Below are 17,037 nucleotides of genomic sequence, written 5' to 3' on the forward strand. Positions count from 1 at the left end.
CTTTATCCCCGACTCTTTTACTGTTTTTTGAGCGGAATCGCGTTAGCATGAACCCAGACTTATTCAATCCGGGGATCTCATGGCCATCAAACTCATTGCAATCGATATGGACGGCACGCTGTTGCTACCGAACCACACCATCTCTCCTGCCGTTAAAAACGCAATTGCCGCTGCACGCGCAAAAGGTGTCAATGTGGTGCTGACAACTGGTCGTCCGTATGCGGGCGTGCACAGTTATCTGAAAGAGCTGCACATGAATAAGCCGGGTGATTACTGCATTACCTACAACGGTGCGCTGGTGCAGAAGGCGGCTGATGGCAGCACAGTGGCGCAAACCGCGCTGAGTTATGACGATTACCTGTTCCTGGAAAAACTGTCCCGCGAAGTGGGTTCTCACTTCCATGCGCTCGACCGCAATACCCTTTATACCGCTAACCGCGATATCAGCTACTACACCGTGCATGAGTCTTTTGTCGCGACCATTCCGCTGGTGTTCTGCGAAGCCGAAAAAATGGACCCGGATACGCAGTTCCTGAAGGTGATGATGATTGACGAGCCTGAGATCCTGGATAAAGCCATTGCCCGAATTCCGGCAGACGTGAAAGAGAAGTACACCGTGCTGAAAAGTGCGCCGTACTTCCTCGAAATCCTCGATAAACGCGTCAATAAAGGCACGGGTGTGAAATCGCTGGCCGATGCGTTGGGTATCAAACCCGATGAGATCATGGCGCTGGGCGATCAGGAAAACGATATTGCGATGATCGAATATGCAGGCATGGGCGTAGCGATGGATAACGCCATCTCGTCGGTGAAAGAAGCGGCCAATTTTGTCACCAAATCCAACCTGGAAGACGGCGTTGCTTACGCGATTGAGAAGTTTGTGCTGAACTAATACCTCGCTTGCTATACCCTGATGCGATAACCGCGTATCAGGGTATCCTCATGAAACAAATCACCTTCGCTTCCCGCCATCACCAGCTCACCAATACCAATACCTGGACACCTGACAGCCTCTGGCTTGCCTATGACGTCCGTCCATCCGGGGCGTCGTTCACCGGTGAAACGATTGAGCGAGTCAATGTCAGTACGGGCGAGGTTGAGGTGATCTACCGTGCTACTCACGGTGCGCATGTTGGCGTGGTGACCGTTCATCCCGAGGAAGACAAATGCGTCTTTATCCACGGCCCGGAAAACCCCGATGCTGAATGGCAGTACGATTTTCACCATCGTCAGGGGGTGATTGCACAACACGGCCAGGCCACGAATCTGGACGCAATGGATATCACCGCACCTTACACTGCGGGGGCGCTGCGCGGCGGCAGCCATGTTCACGTCTTTAGCCCGAACGGGCGGTTCGTTAGCTTCACGTATAACGACCATGTGCTGCATGAGCGCGATCCAAAACGTGATTTACGCAACGTTGGTGTGGCGGCTCCATACGGTCCGGTAACGCCGCAGGGGGGGCATCCTCGTGAATATGCAGGCACTTTCTGGAGCGTGCTGGTGAGCCGTACAACGCCGGTTCCACAGCCGGGCAGCGATGAAATCAACCGTGCTTACGAAGAGGGGTGGGTGGGTAACACCCGGCTGGCGTTTATTGGTGATACTTTGTCGACGCAGGGTGAAAAAGTGCCTGAGCTGTTTATTGTTGGGTTGCCGACAGATGAGCAGGGCTGGAAATGTGCAGGTGATGCGCCGTTACAGGGAACGCCGGAGACGATGCCTGCACCGCCAGCGGGCGTCATGCAACGTCGCTTAACCTTTACCCATCAGAACCGCTATCCGGGGCTGGTGAACGTACCGCGCCACTGGGTGCGCAGTAATCCACAAGGAACACAGCTGGCGTTTCTGATGCGCGATGATAACGGCATTGTGCAGTTGTGGCTCATCTCACCTGAAGGGGGTGAGCCGCGTCAGTTGACCCGTCACGATAGCGGTATTCAGTCGGCGTTTAACTGGCACCCATCCGGGAACATGCTGGGATTTGTGCTGGAAAACCGAATTGCCTGCTGTGATGCCGAAACCGGAGAGGTGACGTTTTTGACGTCCGATCACGGCAACCCACCGTCTGCCGACGCGGTGGTGTTTTCTCCGGATGGGCGCTTTATTGCCTGGATGGAAGAAACAGACGGTTTCCGCCAGCTGTGGCTAACGGAAACCGCGCAGAATTAGCGTGGAGGCATCTCAGCTGGTGGGATAACGGAGTTAGTGGCCAGATTATCTTTCTCGCTTTTCTCTACGCGCGAGCGCACGGAGTTATCCGTGCGGAACATGTCCCACGGCAGAAGCAGAGTATCTGCTACTGCTGTGAATGGCATATCCAGGATGACCAGAGATTTGGTTCCCCAGTTTGTATCGTCATCGGAAATCATTGCCGTACTGGCACGGGTCCCCGGATATGTTCCTTCTTTACCGCCGGTGTGAGACATCACGCTCGAACACCCGCAAAGTAAAACCACCCCGCTGAACATCGTCAGCTTTATCAGAACATTTTTCATCATCACTCAGTCATCGTTAATGGCACTGCATAGACCTGCAACTCAGGGTTATAGCGAGCCTTATCCAAAATGGATAGCGCGAAAACCCCGCACTGTGGCAGCCATCGCAATTTAACCCTTTGTGCTGTTGTCCCAGTCTATGCGACAACCGGCAAAGTGCAAAAAAATCTCGCACAGATACGCTTGAAATACCCGGATCCAGACCCATTTTAATAAGGTAACCCGATAACGAACACGCCTGATGGGTGTTCGGGGGCGCAATGGCCTGTCCATGATGGAAGGCTACAATTTCTCGCTGATTTCAGGAGTTTTAATTTATGCGTAATTTCGATCTTTCCCCGTTATACCGTTCTGCAATTGGTTTTGACCGCCTGTTTAACCATTTAGAAAATAACCAAAGCCAGAGCAACGGCTACCCTCCATACAATGTTGAGCTGGTTGACGAAAATCACTACCGCATCGCGATTGCTGTCGCCGGTTTTGCAGAAGGCGAACTGGAGATCACCGCGCAGGACAACCTGCTGGTGGTGAAAGGTTCCCATACGGCTGAGCAGAAAGAACGTACCTACCTTTACCAGGGCATTGCCGAGCGCAACTTTGAACGCAAGTTCCAGTTAGCTGAGAACATTCATGTTAAAGGCGCAAACCTGGTTAACGGCCTGCTGTTTATCGAGCTGGAACGCGTGATCCCGGAAGAGAAAAAACCGCGCCGTATCGAAATTAACTGATTACGCGGGTCGCCGTCGCGGCTCACCCAGAATTGCTTGCCGAACCGGGAGCATATGCGAATCCATGAGGATTTGCAGGAACAACTGCGCACAAAAATAACCTGCGCTTACTCGCTTCTTAGAAGGAGAATTACCATGCGTCATAATGACTTATCCCCTCTTCTGCGTCAGTGGATTGGCTTTGATAAGCTGGCTAACGCCCTGCAAAGCACCACCGAGCAACAGACATTTCCGCCGTACAACATTGAAAAAAGCGATGACAACCACTACCGCATCACGCTGGCGCTGGCCGGGTTCCGTCAGGAAGAGCTGGACATTCAGCTCGACGGTACGCGTCTGACCGTGAAAGGGATGCCGGAAAAACAAGAAACCGAGCCAAAATGGCTGCATCAGGGGCTGGTTATTCAGCCGTTTAGCCTGAGCTTTACCCTCGCAGATAATATGGAAGTCTCCGGCGCGACGTTTACCAACGGGCTGCTGCATATCGACCTGACCCGCAACGTACCGGACGCCATCGCTCCGCAGCGTATCGCCATTAGCGAGCGCCAGGCATTGAACAGCTAAACGTGTGCGGGCTGGTGCCCTCACCCCCGGCCCTCTCCCACTGTGAGAGGGTGTACACACTAAAAACGGTCACCTTCGGGTGACCGTTTTGCTTTTACCTTCGGTTTTTTTGTGCGCCATCGCCCATACAACCGCTTCCGGCTCTGAGAGAATCCTGAGTATAACTAAGGTTATGCACAGGAAGTGGATCATGAGTGATATCGCGTTAACTGTTAGCGTGTTGGCCCTGGTCGCGGTGGTCGGACTGTGGATTGGCAATATCAAAATCCGTGGCGTCGGGTTTGGGATTGGCGGGGTACTGTTCGGCGGAATTTTTGTCGGTCATTTCGCTGATCAGCTTGGGCTGGTGCTCAGTACCGAAATGCTGCACTTTGTCCAGGAGTTCGGCCTGATCCTCTTCGTGTATACCATCGGTATTCAGGTGGGGCCGGGTTTTTTCGCTTCTCTTCGGGTCTCCGGGTTACGGCTGAATCTGTTTGCCCTCGGCATTGTGGTGATGGGGGGGCTGGTCACCGCTATCCTGCATAAACTTTTCAATATTCCGCTTCCTGTGGTACTGGGGATCTTCTCCGGCGCGGTCACCAATACGCCAGCGCTTGGTGCGGGCCAGCAAATTCTGCGCGATTTGGGTATCTCTCCCGACGTCGTCGACCAGATGGGGATGAGCTATGCGATGGCCTACCCGTTCGGTATTTGCGGCATTCTGCTCTCAATGTGGCTGGTACGCGTGCTGTTTCGTATCAACGTTGAGAAAGAAGCGAAAGATCATGAAACCACACTGACCAACGGCCATGCGCTGATCAAAACCATTAATATTCGGGTGGATAACCCCAACCTGAACAATATGGCGATTCAGGACGTCCCGATCCTGAACAGTGCCAATATCATCTGCTCTCGCCTTAAACGTGACGAAATACTGATGGTGCCCGCACCTGGCACCATTATTCAGCTGGGTGATTTACTGCATCTGGTCGGGCAGCCGATGGATTTGCACAACGCGCAGCTGGTGATTGGCCAGGAGGTTGATACCTCACTCTCGACGCGCGGAACCGACATGCGCGTCGAGCGCGTTGTGGTCACCAATGAGCAGGTTCTTGGCAAAAAAATACGCGATCTGCAGGTAAAAGAGCGTTATGACGTCGTGATCTCCCGCCTTAACCGCGCGGGCGTCGAGCTGGTTGCCAGCCCGGAAGCCAGCCTGCAGTTTGGTGATATTCTCAATCTGGTTGGGCGGCCTTCCTCGATAGATGCTGTGGCGGATATGGTGGGCAACGCCCAGCAAAAACTCCAGCAGGTGCAGATGCTGCCAGTGTTTATCGGTATCGGGCTTGGTGTATTGCTCGGTTCGATTCCGCTGTATGTGCCGGGGTTCCCGGTGGCGCTCAAGCTGGGGCTGGCGGGCGGGCCGCTGATTATGGCGCTGATCCTCGGGCGTATCGGTTGTATCGGTAAGCTCTACTGGTTTATGCCACCCAGCGCGAACCTGGCACTGCGCGAGCTGGGCATTGTGCTGTTCCTTGCGGTCGTCGGGCTTAAGTCAGGTGGTGATTTTGTTAACACGTTGGTTCAGGGCGAAGGGATGAGCTGGGTTGGCTACGGGATATTTATTACCGCCATTCCACTGCTCACGGTAGGCATTCTGGCGCGGATGTTCGCCAAAATGAACTACCTGACGCTCTGCGGCATGCTGGCTGGCTCCATGACCGACCCGCCAGCGCTCGCTTTTGCCAATAACCTGCACGCCACCAGCGGCGCGGCGGCGCTGTCTTACGCCACGGTCTATCCGCTGGTGATGTTCCTGCGCATTATCACCCCACAGCTACTGGCGGTGCTGTTCTGGGGGATGAGTTAGCAAATCTTCCGGGTGGATACGCCGCAGATGGTAGTCCACCTGGTAATCACTGGTATTACGGAACATCACGGAATAATTGAGAAACTCGCCGCTGTCGCTGTAGGAAAGAGAGGTGATCCGCAGCAGCGGCGTTTGTTCCGGCAGGTTCAAATAACGAGCCAGTTGTTTATCCGCCAGCACTGGCGTCAGGCTCTCATAGTTGCCGCTGATGGTGATCCCGCACTCCTTCTCAATGTAATCAAACTTTGACCCTTCAAGATGTGCCAGCGAGAGGTTGCGAAACAGCTTCACGGGCATAAAACTGTCCTCCAGCATTAGCGGTTTTCCCTCCACGTAACGTACCCGCCGCGAAAAGTAGATCCGTTCATCCACCTGAATCCGCAGCTGGCTGGCAATAGCAGGTGGCGCGGGCATCACCTCGAACTGTAATACCTTGCTCTGCACCTCTTTCCCCTGCTGGCGCAGCACCTCCACCAGCCCGGTCAGATTGGTGGTTTCATGGTGGACGTCCTTGCGCGACACAAACGTTCCGCTGCCGTGTCGGCGCTCAACCAGCCCCCAGCTCACCAGCAGATCCAGTGCCTTGCGAATGGTCATCCGCGCCACGCCGAACTCCAGCGCCAGTGCTTTCTCTCCAGGCAGTGGACTGCCGATGTTATAGTCTGATGAATTCAGCCGGAGCCGCAACCGGTCGGCAATAGATTTGTAGATCACAAGTAGACCTCTGTGCGCTTATTGGGGCGTGGGTTGCGTCTTAACATGTCCACATTTACATCAAAAAGTAGACCTTACTGACCAAATTAAAACCATGAATGCGATCACGAATCGCAGCGGCACGTCATGTTTGCTCTGCAGTAAATTCTTATGCTCACGTCAGGCCAGCAAAAAACCATAAAGGCCTCTACCCCCTACAGGTTGTTACGTGAGGATTTAAAGATGCTCAGTCAAATACAACGTTTTGGCGGTGCCATGTTTACCCCGGTGTTGCTGTTTCCGTTTGCCGGGATCGTGGTGGGAATCGCCATCATGCTTCGCAACCCGCTTTTTGTGGGTGAAGCCTTAACTGCCCCTGATAATCTGTTCGCGCAAATCGTTCACATCATTGAAGAGGGCGGCTGGGCGGTGTTTCGCAATATGCCGCTGATTTTTGCCGTCGGCTTACCGATTGGCCTGGCGAAGCAGGCGCAGGGCCGCGCCTGTCTCGCCGTGCTGATTAGCTTTCTGACCTGGAACTACTTTATCAACGCGATGGGGATGACCTGGGGTCATTTCTTTGGCGTCGACTTCTCGGTGGAACCCACTGCCGGAAGCGGTCTGGCGATGATCGCCGGTATCAAAACGCTCGATACGAGCATTATCGGTGCCATTATTATTTCGGGCATCGTTACCGCTATCCACAACCGCTATTTCGACAAACCGCTGCCGGTATTCCTCGGCATTTTCCAGGGCACGTCGTTTGTCGTCATCCTCGCATTCTTTGTGATGCTCCCCTGTGCCTGGCTCACATTGCTGGGCTGGCCAAAAGTGCAGATGGGCATTGAGTCCCTGCAGGCCTTTTTACGTTCTGCCGGGGCGCTCGGCGTGTGGGTGTATACCTTCCTGGAACGTATTCTGATCCCTACCGGGCTGCACCACTTTGTCTACGGCCCGTTTATCTTCGGCCCGGCGGCAGTGGAAGGCGGTATCCAGGTTTACTGGGCGCAGCACCTGCAGGAATTTAGCCAGAGCACGCTGCCGCTGAAAACCCTGTTCCCGGAGGGTGGATTCGCGCTGCACGGCAACTCCAAAGTGTTTGGCTCCGTCGGGATTGCGCTGGCGCTGTGGTACACCGCATCGCCGGAAAATCGTGTCAAAGTGGCGGGTCTGCTGATCCCGGCGACGCTTACCGCCATGCTGGTGGGCATCACCGAGCCGCTTGAATTTACCTTCCTGTTTATTTCGCCGCTGCTGTTTGCCGTACACGCCGTGCTGGCGGCCACGATGGCAACGGTGATGTATGTCTTTGGTGTCGTGGGCAATATGGGGGGCGGGCTACTGGATCAGTTCCTGCCGCAAAACTGGATCCCGATGTTCCATAACCACGCCTCGATGATGTTCACCCAGATTGGCATTGGCGTCTGCTTCACCGGCATCTACTTCGTGGTCTTCAAAACGCTGATCGAACGGCTGAACCTCAAAACCCCAGGCCGTGAAGAGAGCGAAATCAAACTCTACAGCAAGGCGGATTATCAGGTTGCGCGTGGGCAAACCACTGCTCCGGCCGCCGCCAGCCAGCAGGTTGGGCAAGCCGCTGGCTTCTTACAGGCGCTCGGCGGGACTGCCAACATCGAAAGCATCAACAACTGCGCCACCCGGTTACGTATCGCACTGGTCGATATGGCGCAAACCCAAAGCGACGACGTCTTTAAAGCCCTGGGCGCACACGGCGTGGTGCGACGTGGCAACGGCATTCAGGTGATTGTCGGTCTGCACGTTCCCCAGGTGCGTGACCAGCTTGAATCGCTGATGAAAACCCCTTTAACGAACGAACAAACTACCCTGACAGAGGCTATATCATGAAAAAATTCTCAGTTGTCATTGCAGGCGGCGGTAGCACCTTTACGCCTGGTATCGTCCTGATGCTGTTAGCCAACCGTGACCGTTTCCCGCTGCGCGCGCTGAAGTTCTATGACAACGACGGCGCGCGTCAGGAAACAATCGCAGAGGCGTGCAAAATCATCCTCAGGGAACAGGCTCCGGAAATTGAATTTAGCTACACCACCGACCCAAAAGCGGCTTTTACTGATGTGGATTTCGTGATGGCGCATATCCGCGTGGGCAAATACCCGATGCGTGAAAAAGACGAGAAAATTCCGCTGCGCCACGGTGTGCTGGGCCAGGAAACCTGCGGCCCGGGTGGGATCTCTTACGGGATGCGCTCTATCGGTGGCGTGCTGGAACTGGTGGATTACATGGAGCAGTACTCGCCGAATGCGTGGATGCTGAACTACTCCAACCCGGCGGCCATTGTCGCGGAAGCAACCCGTCGTCTGCGTCCGAACGCTAAAATCCTCAACATCTGCGATATGCCAATCGGTATTGAAGGGCGTATGGCGCAGATTGTCGGCCTGAAAGACCGCAAAGAGATGCGCGTGCGCTACTACGGGCTGAATCACTTCGGCTGGTGGACATCTATCGAAGATCTGAACGGTAACGATCTGATGCCAAAACTGCGCGAATATGTGGCGAAAAATGGTTATGTTCCACCATCTGACAATGTTCACACCGAAGCAAGCTGGAACGATACTTTCGCTAAGGCGAAAGATGTGCAGGCGCTGGATCCGGACACCATGCCGAACACCTACCTGAAATATTACCTCTTCCCGGACTACGTGGTGGCGCACTCCAACCCGGAACGAACCCGCGCTAACGAAGTGATGGATCACCGCGAGAAGCATGTGTTCAGTTCCTGCCGGGCGATTATCGAAGCCGGGAAATCCTCTGCGGGTGAGCTGGAAATTGACGAACATGCATCGTACATCGTTGATCTGGCCACCGCGATTGCCTTCAACACCCAGGAACGCATGCTGCTGATTGTGCCAAACAACGGCGCTATCCATAACTTTGATGCCGACGCCATGGTGGAAATTCCGTGCCTGGTGGGACATAACGGCCCAGAACCGCTCAGCGTGGGCGATATTCCGCACTTCCAGAAAGGGCTGATGAGCCAGCAGGTGGCGGTCGAAAAACTGGTAGTGGATGCCTGGGAACAGCGCTCATACCAGAAACTGTGGCAGGCGATCACCCTGTCCAAAACCGTGCCGAGCGCCTCAGTCGCCAAAGCGATTCTTGACGATCTGATTGAAGCCAACAAAGCGTACTGGCCGGAACTGCATTAATCTGCCTGACCGGCATCATCTGATGCCGGTCTCCTTGTCTTTGTCGATTTACGCTATGCTGAAACCTGCTTGCTGACGACAAGGAACCTTCATGAAAATTTCTCGCCTCGGCGAAGCGCCGGACTACCGCTTTTCTCTGGCTAACGAACGTACATTTTTAGCATGGATCCGCACCGCGCTGGGTTTTCTGGCCGCGGGTGTGGCGCTTGATCAACTGGCTCCTGATTTTGCCACCCCCCTGATTCGCGAAGTGCTGGCTTTGCTGCTCTGTCTGTTTGCGGGCGTGCTGGCTATCTATGGTTATCTGCGCTGGTTACGCAATGAGAAAGCAATGCGTCTGAAGCAGGATCTGCCCTATACGCGCGGGTTGTTTATCATTAGCGTGATTTTGCTGGCGGTGGCTGTTGTCGTGATGGTGCTGGTATTCTATGGCTGATAGCCGTAAAGCGCGACGTGAAGCCGATCCCGGTCTGCAGCCGGAGCGTACATCACTTGCCTGGCTGCGTACCACGCTGGGATATGGCGCATTGATTGCGCTGGCGATTAAGCATAACTGGCATCGCACGGGCGTACCGTTCTGGATATCCATTGTGATACTGGCGCTGGTGGCCGTGATTTTATGGCGTTACACCCGTAGCCGTAACCTGATGGATGTGGCCAGGGACGATTTTGTGCAACCGAAAGCAATGTGGGACAAATTCCTGATCGCGCTTGCGGTGCTGTCGCTGTCACTGCTATTTGCGGTGACGCATATTCAGCAAATCCTGAATCTGTAATTGCACAAAATCGCCCGGTGGTGGCTTATCTTTTCCCTTTCGCTAAATATTTCGCCATCTCGTCTTCCGGCACCATGCCGCCGCCAGTCGCCCACACCAGATGGGTGGCGTTAGCACTCGCGCTCACGCGTACCGGCCCGGCCATTCCTGCCAGCGCTGATGGCTCCAGACGAATACCTTCCTCCTGAGCCAGCCAGCCAAGCATGTCGTACATACTCTGGTCGGAAAGCGTGTAGAACCCGTCAAGCAGGTGCTCCATTGCGCGGCCCACGAAACCGGATGCGCGCCCGACCGCCAGCCCGTCTGCCGCTGTCACGTTATCGATACCCAGATCCTGCACGGCAATCTTATCGTGCAGGCCGGTGTAGACGCCCAGCAGCATACAAGGAGAGTGCGTTGGCTCGGCGAAGAAGCAGTGGACGTTATCGCCAAAGGCCAGCTTCAGGCCAAACGCCACCCCACCAGGGCCGCCGCCGACGCCGCACGGCAGGTAGACATACAGTGGATGTTCCGCATCCACCACGCGCCCCTGCGCAGCAAACTGTGCCTTCAGACGCTCGCCCGCCACCGCATAGCCTAAAAACAGCGTGCGGGAGTTTTCATCGTCGATGAAGAAGCAGTTCGGGTCGCTTTCCGCGGCTTTTCGCCCTTGCTCTACCGCCACACCGTAATCCTGCTCATATTCCACGACGATCACACCGTGGCTACGCAGTTTGGCTTTCTTCCACTCGCGGGCATCGGCGGACATATGTACCGTCACCTTAAAGCCGATGCACGCACTCATAATGCCGATGGACATCCCCAGATTGCCCGTCGAGCCTACGGCAATGCTGTACTGGCTAAAGAAGTCTTTAAAGCGCGGCTCCAGCAGAATGCTGTAATCGTCTTCAACGCTGAGCAGCCCGGCTGCCAGCGCCAGTTTCTCGGCGTGGGTCAGCACCTCATAGATACCGCCGCGCGCCTTGATGGAGCCTGAGATCGGCAGGTGGCTGTCTTTTTTCAGCAGCAGCGTGCCGGGAATGGCCGTGGCAAATTCCTTCTCCAGCCGTTTTTGCATCGCCGGAATGGCGACCAGTTCAGACTCAATAATGCCGTGGGTGGCAGCCGTTTCCGGGAACGCTTTTGCCAGATACGGCGCAAAACGGTTCAGTCGCGCATGTGCATCGTCTACATCAGCTTTGGTCAGCCCGACATACGGTAACCCTTCCGCCAGCGTGGTGGTGCGTGGGTTAAACCATGTGGTTTCTTTCAGGGCGATCAGATCCTCAATCAGAGGAAACTGGGCGGTTAACGTGGTGATAGTTGCATTTTCCATAATACGTCTCTTCGCGTTCAGATAATGAAAGAAAGCAGGAATGTGCCGCCAAGTGCAAGCACCGAGGCGATAAACGTCGCTGTCGTATAGTATTTGAAGGTCTCATTCAGGGTGGCACCGCAGTATTGCTTCACCAGCCAGAAGAGCGAATCGGTCACGATCGTGCAGCCAATGGCACCGGAACCGATGGCAATGGTGATGATCTCCGGGCTCACGTTCGGGTAGAGCGGCAGCATAGGGGCCACAATGGCCGTGGCTCCCATCATGGCGACCGTCGCAGAACCGACAGCAGCGTGCAGAACCAGCGCCACCAGCCAGGCCAGCAGGATCGGGTGCATGTGCAGGTTAGAGAGAATATGTGCCAGCACATCCGCCAGGCCGCTGGTTTTGAGAATAGCGTTAAACGCTCCGCCAGCACCGATGATCAGCAAAATGTTCGCAATAGAGCCGAAACCGTGTTCGGTATGAGTCAGCATCGTCGCCATGCCCATATGCTGGCGAATTCCCAGCAGGTAATAGGCGACAAACACAGCGATAAACATCGCGGTGATCGGGTTGCCGATAAATTCCAGCAGCGTATACAGCGTGCCCGTTTTGTCGGTCATGTTCAGCTCGGCGACGGTTTTCACCAGCATCAGGGCGATCGGCAACAGTACCGTGAACAGCGTTGCGCCCAGTGACGGCAGGGTGTGCTCTTCACGCACTTTCAGGTCTGAAAACGCCGCCGGAACAGGTTTAAACGGCAGACGGTTACCGAGCAGTTTCAGGAACAGCGGGCCGCCGACCAGAGAGGCCGTCAGGCCAACCAGCAGGCCGTAGACAATAACGGTTCCCACGTCTGCACCCAGTTTGTTCGTGACAAACAGCGCTGCCGGGTGCGGAGGTACCACGCAGTGCACCGCCATCAGTGCGGTACAGAGTGGAATAGCCAGTTTCAGCAGTGAAGTATGCGTCTTTTTGGCAATGGAGAACGCCAGCGGGATCAGCAGTACCACGCCCACTTCCACAAACAGTGTAATACCGCAGATAAGCCCCACCAGCACCATAATCACATCGGCCGACAGCCAGCGGCAGCGCTGGAGCGTGATGCCGATGCGTTCCGCTGCACCGGAGACTTCCATCATCTTGCCGAGAATAGTGCCAAGACCAATCACCGCCGCCAGGAAGCCCAGCGTGCCGCCAATGCCGCTCTCAATGGCATTCACCATATCCAGCGGGCTCATTCCCATCATCGCGCCGACGAAGAAGCTCGCCAGCAGCAGTGCCAGGAACGGGTGAAACTTCAGTTTTACGATAGTTAATACAATCAACACGATGCTGATAAGCAGCGTCGCCACAACCCAGACCTGAGATCCCATATTTCACCTCACCCTTAAGTAATCTGCGGGTATTGGACGAAAAAACAGCGTGGGCTGACAAACGATATAAATTGCCGTTCAGATGAGCCAGATTGGATCAAGTGAGTGACTAAACTCTAAAAAGCGCACTAAATTCGTATTTGGTTCACATAAATTCATCTCTGAAAGGTATTCTGAGCGCAGAATAAACGAGTGGAAACCGTGATGAGTGATGTAAATGAAGCCAGAAACCGCCTGTTAAACGGCTGGCAGCTGTCAAAAATGTACACCTTTGAAGTGGCCGCCCGGCATGAGTCCTTTGCGCTGGCAGCTGAAGAGCTGTCGCTCAGCCCCAGCGCAATAAGCCACCGTATCAACCTCCTGGAAGAGGAGCTGGGTATTCAGCTGTTTGTGCGCTCCCACCGTAAAGTGGAGCTGACGCCGGAGGGAAAACGCGTCTGGTGGACGCTCAAGTCGTCGCTGGACACCCTGAACCAGGAGATCCTGGATATTAAAAATCAGGCGCTTTCCGGCACGCTGACGGTTTACTCCCGTCCGTCGATTGCCCAGTGCTGGCTGGTACCGATGCTGGGTGACTTTACCCGCCGCTACCCGTCAATTTCACTTACCATTCTGACGGGTAATGATTACGTCAATATGCAGCGAACGGGTGTCGATCTGGCGCTCTATTTCGACGATACACCGCCAAACCATCTGTCTCACCATTTTCTGATGGATGAAGCGATCCTGCCGGTCTGCTCGCCAGAATATGCCCACCAACATGCGCTGCTACAGAATCCCGACAACCTGCGTCACTGCACGCTGCTGCATGACCGTCAGGCCTGGAGCAATGATTCCGGTACGGATGAGTGGTGTAGCTGGGCGCAAAATTTTGCGGTAAGCATGCCGCCATCATCGGGTATTGGTTTCGATCGTTCCGATTTGGCGATTATTGCAGCAATAAACCATGTCGGGGTGGCGATGGGGCGTAAACGGCTGGTGCAAAAGCGGCTCGAACGCGGTGAGCTTATCGCGCCTTTCGGTGAAAAGACCCTGAAATGCCATCAGCATTACTACATCTCAACGCTTTCCGACCGGCAGTGGCCGAAAATTGACGCCTTTATCGGCTGGCTGCAAGAACTGGCGAGATGAAGAATTATTACGCTTTGGCTCTACACCAAATGTGAAAAAGCGTGCTAAATACAGGTTATTGCTTTTGATTTCTTGCAAGGTACACCGTGTTAAAGCCTTTCATTGCTACAGCGTTACTGATCGCGTCCGGCTGGGCCTGTGCCGCAGAGCCGCCTCTGACGGCTGCCCGCTATGCACAACAGCTGGGTGTTGGCATGGATGTAGACTGGGCGCGCACTGAGCGCGGTATCCGGGAGTTCGACCCGCTGGAGGTGCGTGATTTTCGCGCTAAAGGGATAAGCCATGTGCGTATCCGCGTGGCCGATGAACCGACGGAAGCCCGGCTGATCCATCTGCGTAAACTGGTGGAAGCCTGCGAGCAATATGGTGTTATCCCAATCATCTCTTATCAGGCCGATGTCTATAAAAACGACCCGAAAGCCGATAACGAGAAAGAGGTGATCAACTGGTGGATTGCCGTGGCACACTATTTTGGCCAAAGCTCGCCGTTACTGGGCTTTGACCTGATCTACGAGCCCGCGGACAAACTTAACCACAATATCGCTTCGCTTAACCGGGTGTATGAAAAAACCATCAAGATTATCCACAGCATCGATGCTGACCGCATGATCTTCATCGCCCCCCGCCTGCGTGCTGCACCGGAAGATCTCTTCAGCCTGAAACTGCCTGCGCACAGCCAAAACTACGTGCTGGCGGAGTGGCATATTTTTCCGTGGGGACCGCTGAAAAGTAACGGTAAATACCCGTGGACATCCGGCACGGCGGCGGAGAAAGCAGCCATCAACAACCATATTAATACGGCGCTGCACTGGCAACAGAAAACCGGACACGTCAGCTGGGTCGGGGGCTGGGGAGTGGGTGAGTCAAACAGGTTCACACCCACGGCGTCGCAAATGGCATTTGCTTCGTTTATGGCCTGCGAGCTGCAAAAGGCGAAAATCCCCTACGCGATTAACGCCGATTTTCAGTTTTACGACGGGGAAGAGGGAGCCTGGCGTCCTGCACCGGAGCCACTGCTGCAGACCATGATTGCGCCCGTTTGTGAAACGCCCGGCGATAAGCCGGGCCATCATGCGGTTAAACCGGTTGCTCGTGACGCGGAACACGCGACGCCAGCGGCAGCCAGCACAGTAAAATCAGCAGACCCATCAGCGTCATCAGCAAACCCAAACTAGCCTGACCGGTTTGCGGCAGCATGGCGGAGAGCCAGGCCAGCGCGCCAGAACCGATATTCTGCAAACCGCCTACCAGTGCGCCTGCCGTACCTGCGAGGAACGGGAACGGCTCCATCGCGCCGCTGGTGGCGAGCGGGAACAGCATGCCCGCGCCGAAGAAGAACAGCGCCGCCGGGATCAGTAGCGTCCAGACGGTCATCACGCCAAACAGCCCCGGGATCCACATCATCAGGCCCGCCAGCAGACAGCTAATGACCGATTGCCACATCAGCGTGGAGAAACGCTTGTTCGGGCGTCCGGCGAACCATGCGCCGAAAAACGCCGCCGGGATCGGCAGAATAAACAGGATACTCACGACCATGCTGCTCAGACCAAGCCCAGCGCCTAACAGCACGCCGGAGCAGGCTTCAAACACGGCAATACCCGCCAGGCCACCAACCAGCATCAGCAGGTAGCAGTTAAACGCACCGCTGCCGAACAGCGTTTTGTAGCTGGTGACCAGTCTGGTGCGCGGTGCGCCCGTCGGACGCGTCTCCGGCATCCAGCGCGCCATGCTGAAGGTCACAATCACGCACAGCACCAGCAGGAAGGCGTAGCAGGCACGCCAGGACCACATTGTGTCCAGCAGACCACCAATCAGCGGGGCCAGCAGCGGGCTCACCAGAATGCCCATATTGAGCAAACTGTTGGCGTGGCGAAGCTGGGTACCTTCATACAGATCGCGCGGTAACGTTCGTGCCATGACACCGCCAACGCCAGTTCCGACACCCTGCAGGGCGCTGGCGGCAATCAATACGGTCAGGTTATGGGTCGTGATGGCAATGACCGTCGCAACCATGAAAATGCACATACCCACTAAAATCACCGGGCGACGCCCGATGCGATCGGACAGCGGCCCGTAGAACAGTTGCGAAACGCCATAGGTCAGCAGGTAAGCGGCCATCACGCTCTGTACCGCGCCCTCACGGACGTTCAATTCCTTTGCCATGTCGGCAATCGCCGGAATGTAGATGGTTTGTGCCATCTGACCGACGGCCACCAGTAACACCAGCATCAACAATAAGTTAACGTTCCTTTGTTTTTTCATGTCGCTGAATACTTTTGCCAAAAGAGAAAAATAAAGAATAAGTGACTGCGCATTCCCATAAATGCGCGAGGAATCTACCACAGGAAGATGGCAAATTAAGCATTGTTGTGATGAATGGAAAAACCGGGAAAGGCAGGATTTGTAAACAACATCGGCAACTTATGTTGCCATTGATTTACGCCAGGTGTTGCAGGCTCAACATTTTATTAAAGAGGGGCGGTTGCCCGCCCCTCTCAGGTGCGACCTGAACCTGAATTACCGAAGGTATTTCAGGACGGCATCAAGCAGTTGCAGTGCTGCAACAATGAGTTTGAGGATCAGTACAACCATATCCACGACGCTCATACGCGTCTCCTTTTGGTTAAAAGGAGCACGATGCTGGCGTACCTTTCCGCCGCCTGTTGCCAGCACCTGGATTGACATAACACAGTGTGCTCACTTCAGGGGTTCAGGCACTGACGGCACCACCCGTTTCAGCCAGGACTTCGTTGCGCCGGTAAACTGCGGCCCCCTCGCACACTGCGAACACCCTCAGTATAGATAAATACTGTATGTATGAACAGTATTTTATGGACAAAATTCGCCACGTGATCCATACTCAAAAACGTCAAAATCCGTGCCTGAAATTGCGCGTTCGTCCCCGATCGCGTATACTTCTTGCGTTGACGTAACACA

Annotated in this window: 17 protein-coding genes and 1 other annotated feature; of the genes, 11 read left to right on the forward strand and 6 right to left on the reverse strand. The window is 54.9% G+C overall.

The features are described 5' to 3' along the window. The first annotated feature begins 79 nt into the window (after positions 1-79). Positions 80-892 carry a sugar-phosphatase gene (gene yidA, locus ACJ9N4_RS17195; RefSeq protein ID WP_182273183.1) on the forward strand — a complete coding sequence of 271 codons (813 nt, stop codon included), beginning with the start codon at positions 80-82 and terminating at the stop codon, positions 890-892. A gap of 50 nt (positions 893-942) precedes the next feature. Further along, positions 943-2,172 (forward strand): DUF3748 domain-containing protein, encoded by a 1,230-nt coding sequence (locus tag ACJ9N4_RS17200; RefSeq protein WP_411500665.1) that lies wholly within the window; start codon positions 943-945, stop codon positions 2,170-2,172. On the opposite strand, the gene ACJ9N4_RS17205 is transcribed toward ACJ9N4_RS17200, so the two are convergent. Next, positions 2,169-2,501 carry a YceK/YidQ family lipoprotein gene (locus ACJ9N4_RS17205; protein ID WP_182919162.1) on the reverse strand — a complete coding sequence of 111 codons (333 nt, stop codon included), beginning with the start codon at positions 2,499-2,501 and terminating at the stop codon, positions 2,169-2,171. The two genes, ACJ9N4_RS17200 and ACJ9N4_RS17205, sit on opposite strands and share 4 nt — an antisense overlap. Positions 2,502-2,749: 248 nt before the next feature. Continuing rightward, positions 2,750-2,822 (forward strand) — a sequence feature (ROSE (Repression Of Heat Shock gene Expression) occurs in the 5'-region of heat shock genes and acts as an RNA thermometer to modulate expression.). On the opposite strand from ACJ9N4_RS17205, the gene ibpA reads away from it, so the two are divergent. The 3 genes from ibpA (at position 2,816) to ACJ9N4_RS17220 (ending at position 5,642) form a co-directional block, all read left to right on the forward strand. Further along, a complete protein-coding gene (gene ibpA / locus ACJ9N4_RS17210; RefSeq protein WP_182273180.1) occupies positions 2,816-3,226 on the forward strand; it encodes a small heat shock chaperone IbpA in 411 nt (136 codons plus the stop codon). Its footprint overlaps the feature before it by 7 nt. Before the next feature lie 135 nt (positions 3,227-3,361). Beyond that, positions 3,362-3,790, forward strand: a complete 429-nt coding sequence (ibpB, locus tag ACJ9N4_RS17215) for a small heat shock chaperone IbpB (protein ID WP_411500666.1) — start codon at positions 3,362-3,364, stop codon at positions 3,788-3,790. Positions 3,791-3,980: 190 nt separating this feature from the next. After that, positions 3,981-5,642, forward strand: coding sequence for a putative transporter (locus ACJ9N4_RS17220; RefSeq protein ID WP_182273178.1), 1,662 nt, complete (start codon positions 3,981-3,983; stop codon positions 5,640-5,642). Here ACJ9N4_RS17220 and ACJ9N4_RS17225 read toward each other — a convergent pair. Beyond that, positions 5,610-6,356, reverse strand: a complete 747-nt coding sequence (locus ACJ9N4_RS17225) for a GntR family transcriptional regulator (protein ID WP_411500667.1) — start codon at positions 6,354-6,356, stop codon at positions 5,610-5,612. The genes ACJ9N4_RS17220 and ACJ9N4_RS17225 overlap by 33 nt on opposite strands. A 222-nt stretch (positions 6,357-6,578) precedes the next feature. On the opposite strand from ACJ9N4_RS17225, the gene ACJ9N4_RS17230 reads away from it, so the two are divergent. From ACJ9N4_RS17230 to ACJ9N4_RS17245, 4 genes are all read left to right on the forward strand, one after another. Continuing rightward, positions 6,579-8,201: an alpha-glucoside-specific PTS transporter subunit IIBC gene (locus ACJ9N4_RS17230; RefSeq protein WP_411500668.1), complete on the forward strand. Its 1,623-nt coding sequence runs from the start codon at positions 6,579-6,581 to the stop codon at positions 8,199-8,201. Continuing rightward, positions 8,198-9,520 (forward strand): 6-phospho-alpha-glucosidase, encoded by a 1,323-nt coding sequence (locus tag ACJ9N4_RS17235; protein WP_196390647.1) that lies wholly within the window; start codon positions 8,198-8,200, stop codon positions 9,518-9,520. Before ACJ9N4_RS17230 ends, ACJ9N4_RS17235 begins: the two co-directional genes overlap by 4 nt. 91 nt (positions 9,521-9,611) lie before the next feature. After that, positions 9,612-9,956 carry a YidH family protein gene (locus ACJ9N4_RS17240; RefSeq protein ID WP_182273174.1) on the forward strand — a complete coding sequence of 115 codons (345 nt, stop codon included), beginning with the start codon at positions 9,612-9,614 and terminating at the stop codon, positions 9,954-9,956. Next, complete coding sequence (locus ACJ9N4_RS17245) at positions 9,949-10,296, forward strand: DUF202 domain-containing protein (RefSeq protein ID WP_182273173.1); 348 nt, start codon at positions 9,949-9,951, stop codon at positions 10,294-10,296. Before ACJ9N4_RS17240 ends, ACJ9N4_RS17245 begins: the two co-directional genes overlap by 8 nt. 25 nt (positions 10,297-10,321) lie before the next feature. Here ACJ9N4_RS17245 and dsdA read toward each other — a convergent pair whose 3' ends face one another. Together dsdA and dsdX are read right to left on the reverse strand one after the other, a co-directional pair. Then, entirely contained in the window at positions 10,322-11,611 is a 1,290-nt protein-coding gene (gene dsdA / locus ACJ9N4_RS17250) for a D-serine ammonia-lyase (protein ID WP_411500669.1), read from the reverse strand. Between the two features lie 17 nt (positions 11,612-11,628). After that, a complete protein-coding gene (gene dsdX, locus ACJ9N4_RS17255) occupies positions 11,629-12,969 on the reverse strand; it encodes a D-serine transporter DsdX (RefSeq protein ID WP_411500670.1) in 1,341 nt (446 codons plus the stop codon). Between the two features lie 204 nt (positions 12,970-13,173). Between dsdX and dsdC the strand changes: the two genes are divergently transcribed. Continuing rightward, complete coding sequence (dsdC, locus tag ACJ9N4_RS17260; protein ID WP_182273170.1) at positions 13,174-14,100, forward strand: DNA-binding transcriptional regulator DsdC; 927 nt, start codon at positions 13,174-13,176, stop codon at positions 14,098-14,100. Positions 14,101-14,186: 86 nt separating this feature from the next. After that, positions 14,187-15,275: a cellulase family glycosylhydrolase gene (locus tag ACJ9N4_RS17265; protein WP_182919165.1), complete on the forward strand. Its 1,089-nt coding sequence runs from the start codon at positions 14,187-14,189 to the stop codon at positions 15,273-15,275. Here ACJ9N4_RS17265 and emrD read toward each other — a convergent pair. Beyond that, positions 15,178-16,362 (reverse strand): multidrug efflux MFS transporter EmrD, encoded by a 1,185-nt coding sequence (emrD, locus tag ACJ9N4_RS17270; protein WP_182919166.1) that lies wholly within the window; start codon positions 16,360-16,362, stop codon positions 15,178-15,180. The genes ACJ9N4_RS17265 and emrD overlap by 98 nt on opposite strands. A 255-nt stretch (positions 16,363-16,617) precedes the next feature. Beyond that, positions 16,618-16,707 (reverse strand): type I toxin-antitoxin system toxin TisB, encoded by a 90-nt coding sequence (tisB, locus tag ACJ9N4_RS17275; RefSeq protein WP_182273167.1) that lies wholly within the window; start codon positions 16,705-16,707, stop codon positions 16,618-16,620. Between the last annotated feature and the right edge of the window lie 330 nt (positions 16,708-17,037).

This window comes from Enterobacter sp. LM3 (assembly GCF_046622475.1).
GTDB classification, from domain to species: Bacteria; Pseudomonadota; Gammaproteobacteria; order Enterobacterales; family Enterobacteriaceae; genus Enterobacter; species Enterobacter cloacae_P.

Coding starts and splice junctions, on each gene's coding strand:
- yidA (WP_182273183.1), top strand. CDS start 80: ATGGCCATCAAACTCATTGCAATCGATATGGACGGCACGCTGTTGCTA.
- ACJ9N4_RS17200 (WP_411500665.1), top strand. CDS start 943: ATGAAACAAATCACCTTCGCTTCCCGCCATCACCAGCTCACCAATACC.
- ACJ9N4_RS17205 (WP_182919162.1), bottom strand. CDS start 2,501: ATGATGAAAAATGTTCTGATAAAGCTGACGATGTTCAGCGGGGTGGTT.
- ibpA (WP_182273180.1), top strand. CDS start 2,816: ATGCGTAATTTCGATCTTTCCCCGTTATACCGTTCTGCAATTGGTTTT.
- ibpB (WP_411500666.1), top strand. CDS start 3,362: ATGCGTCATAATGACTTATCCCCTCTTCTGCGTCAGTGGATTGGCTTT.
- ACJ9N4_RS17220 (WP_182273178.1), top strand. CDS start 3,981: ATGAGTGATATCGCGTTAACTGTTAGCGTGTTGGCCCTGGTCGCGGTG.
- ACJ9N4_RS17230 (WP_411500668.1), top strand. CDS start 6,579: ATGCTCAGTCAAATACAACGTTTTGGCGGTGCCATGTTTACCCCGGTG.
- ACJ9N4_RS17235 (WP_196390647.1), top strand. CDS start 8,198: ATGAAAAAATTCTCAGTTGTCATTGCAGGCGGCGGTAGCACCTTTACG.
- ACJ9N4_RS17240 (WP_182273174.1), top strand. CDS start 9,612: ATGAAAATTTCTCGCCTCGGCGAAGCGCCGGACTACCGCTTTTCTCTG.
- ACJ9N4_RS17245 (WP_182273173.1), top strand. CDS start 9,949: ATGGCTGATAGCCGTAAAGCGCGACGTGAAGCCGATCCCGGTCTGCAG.
- dsdA (WP_411500669.1), bottom strand. CDS start 11,611: ATGGAAAATGCAACTATCACCACGTTAACCGCCCAGTTTCCTCTGATT.
- dsdX (WP_411500670.1), bottom strand. CDS start 12,969: ATGGGATCTCAGGTCTGGGTTGTGGCGACGCTGCTTATCAGCATCGTG.
- dsdC (WP_182273170.1), top strand. CDS start 13,174: ATGAGTGATGTAAATGAAGCCAGAAACCGCCTGTTAAACGGCTGGCAG.
- emrD (WP_182919166.1), bottom strand. CDS start 16,362: ATGAAAAAACAAAGGAACGTTAACTTATTGTTGATGCTGGTGTTACTG.
- tisB (WP_182273167.1), bottom strand. CDS start 16,707: ATGAGCGTCGTGGATATGGTTGTACTGATCCTCAAACTCATTGTTGCA.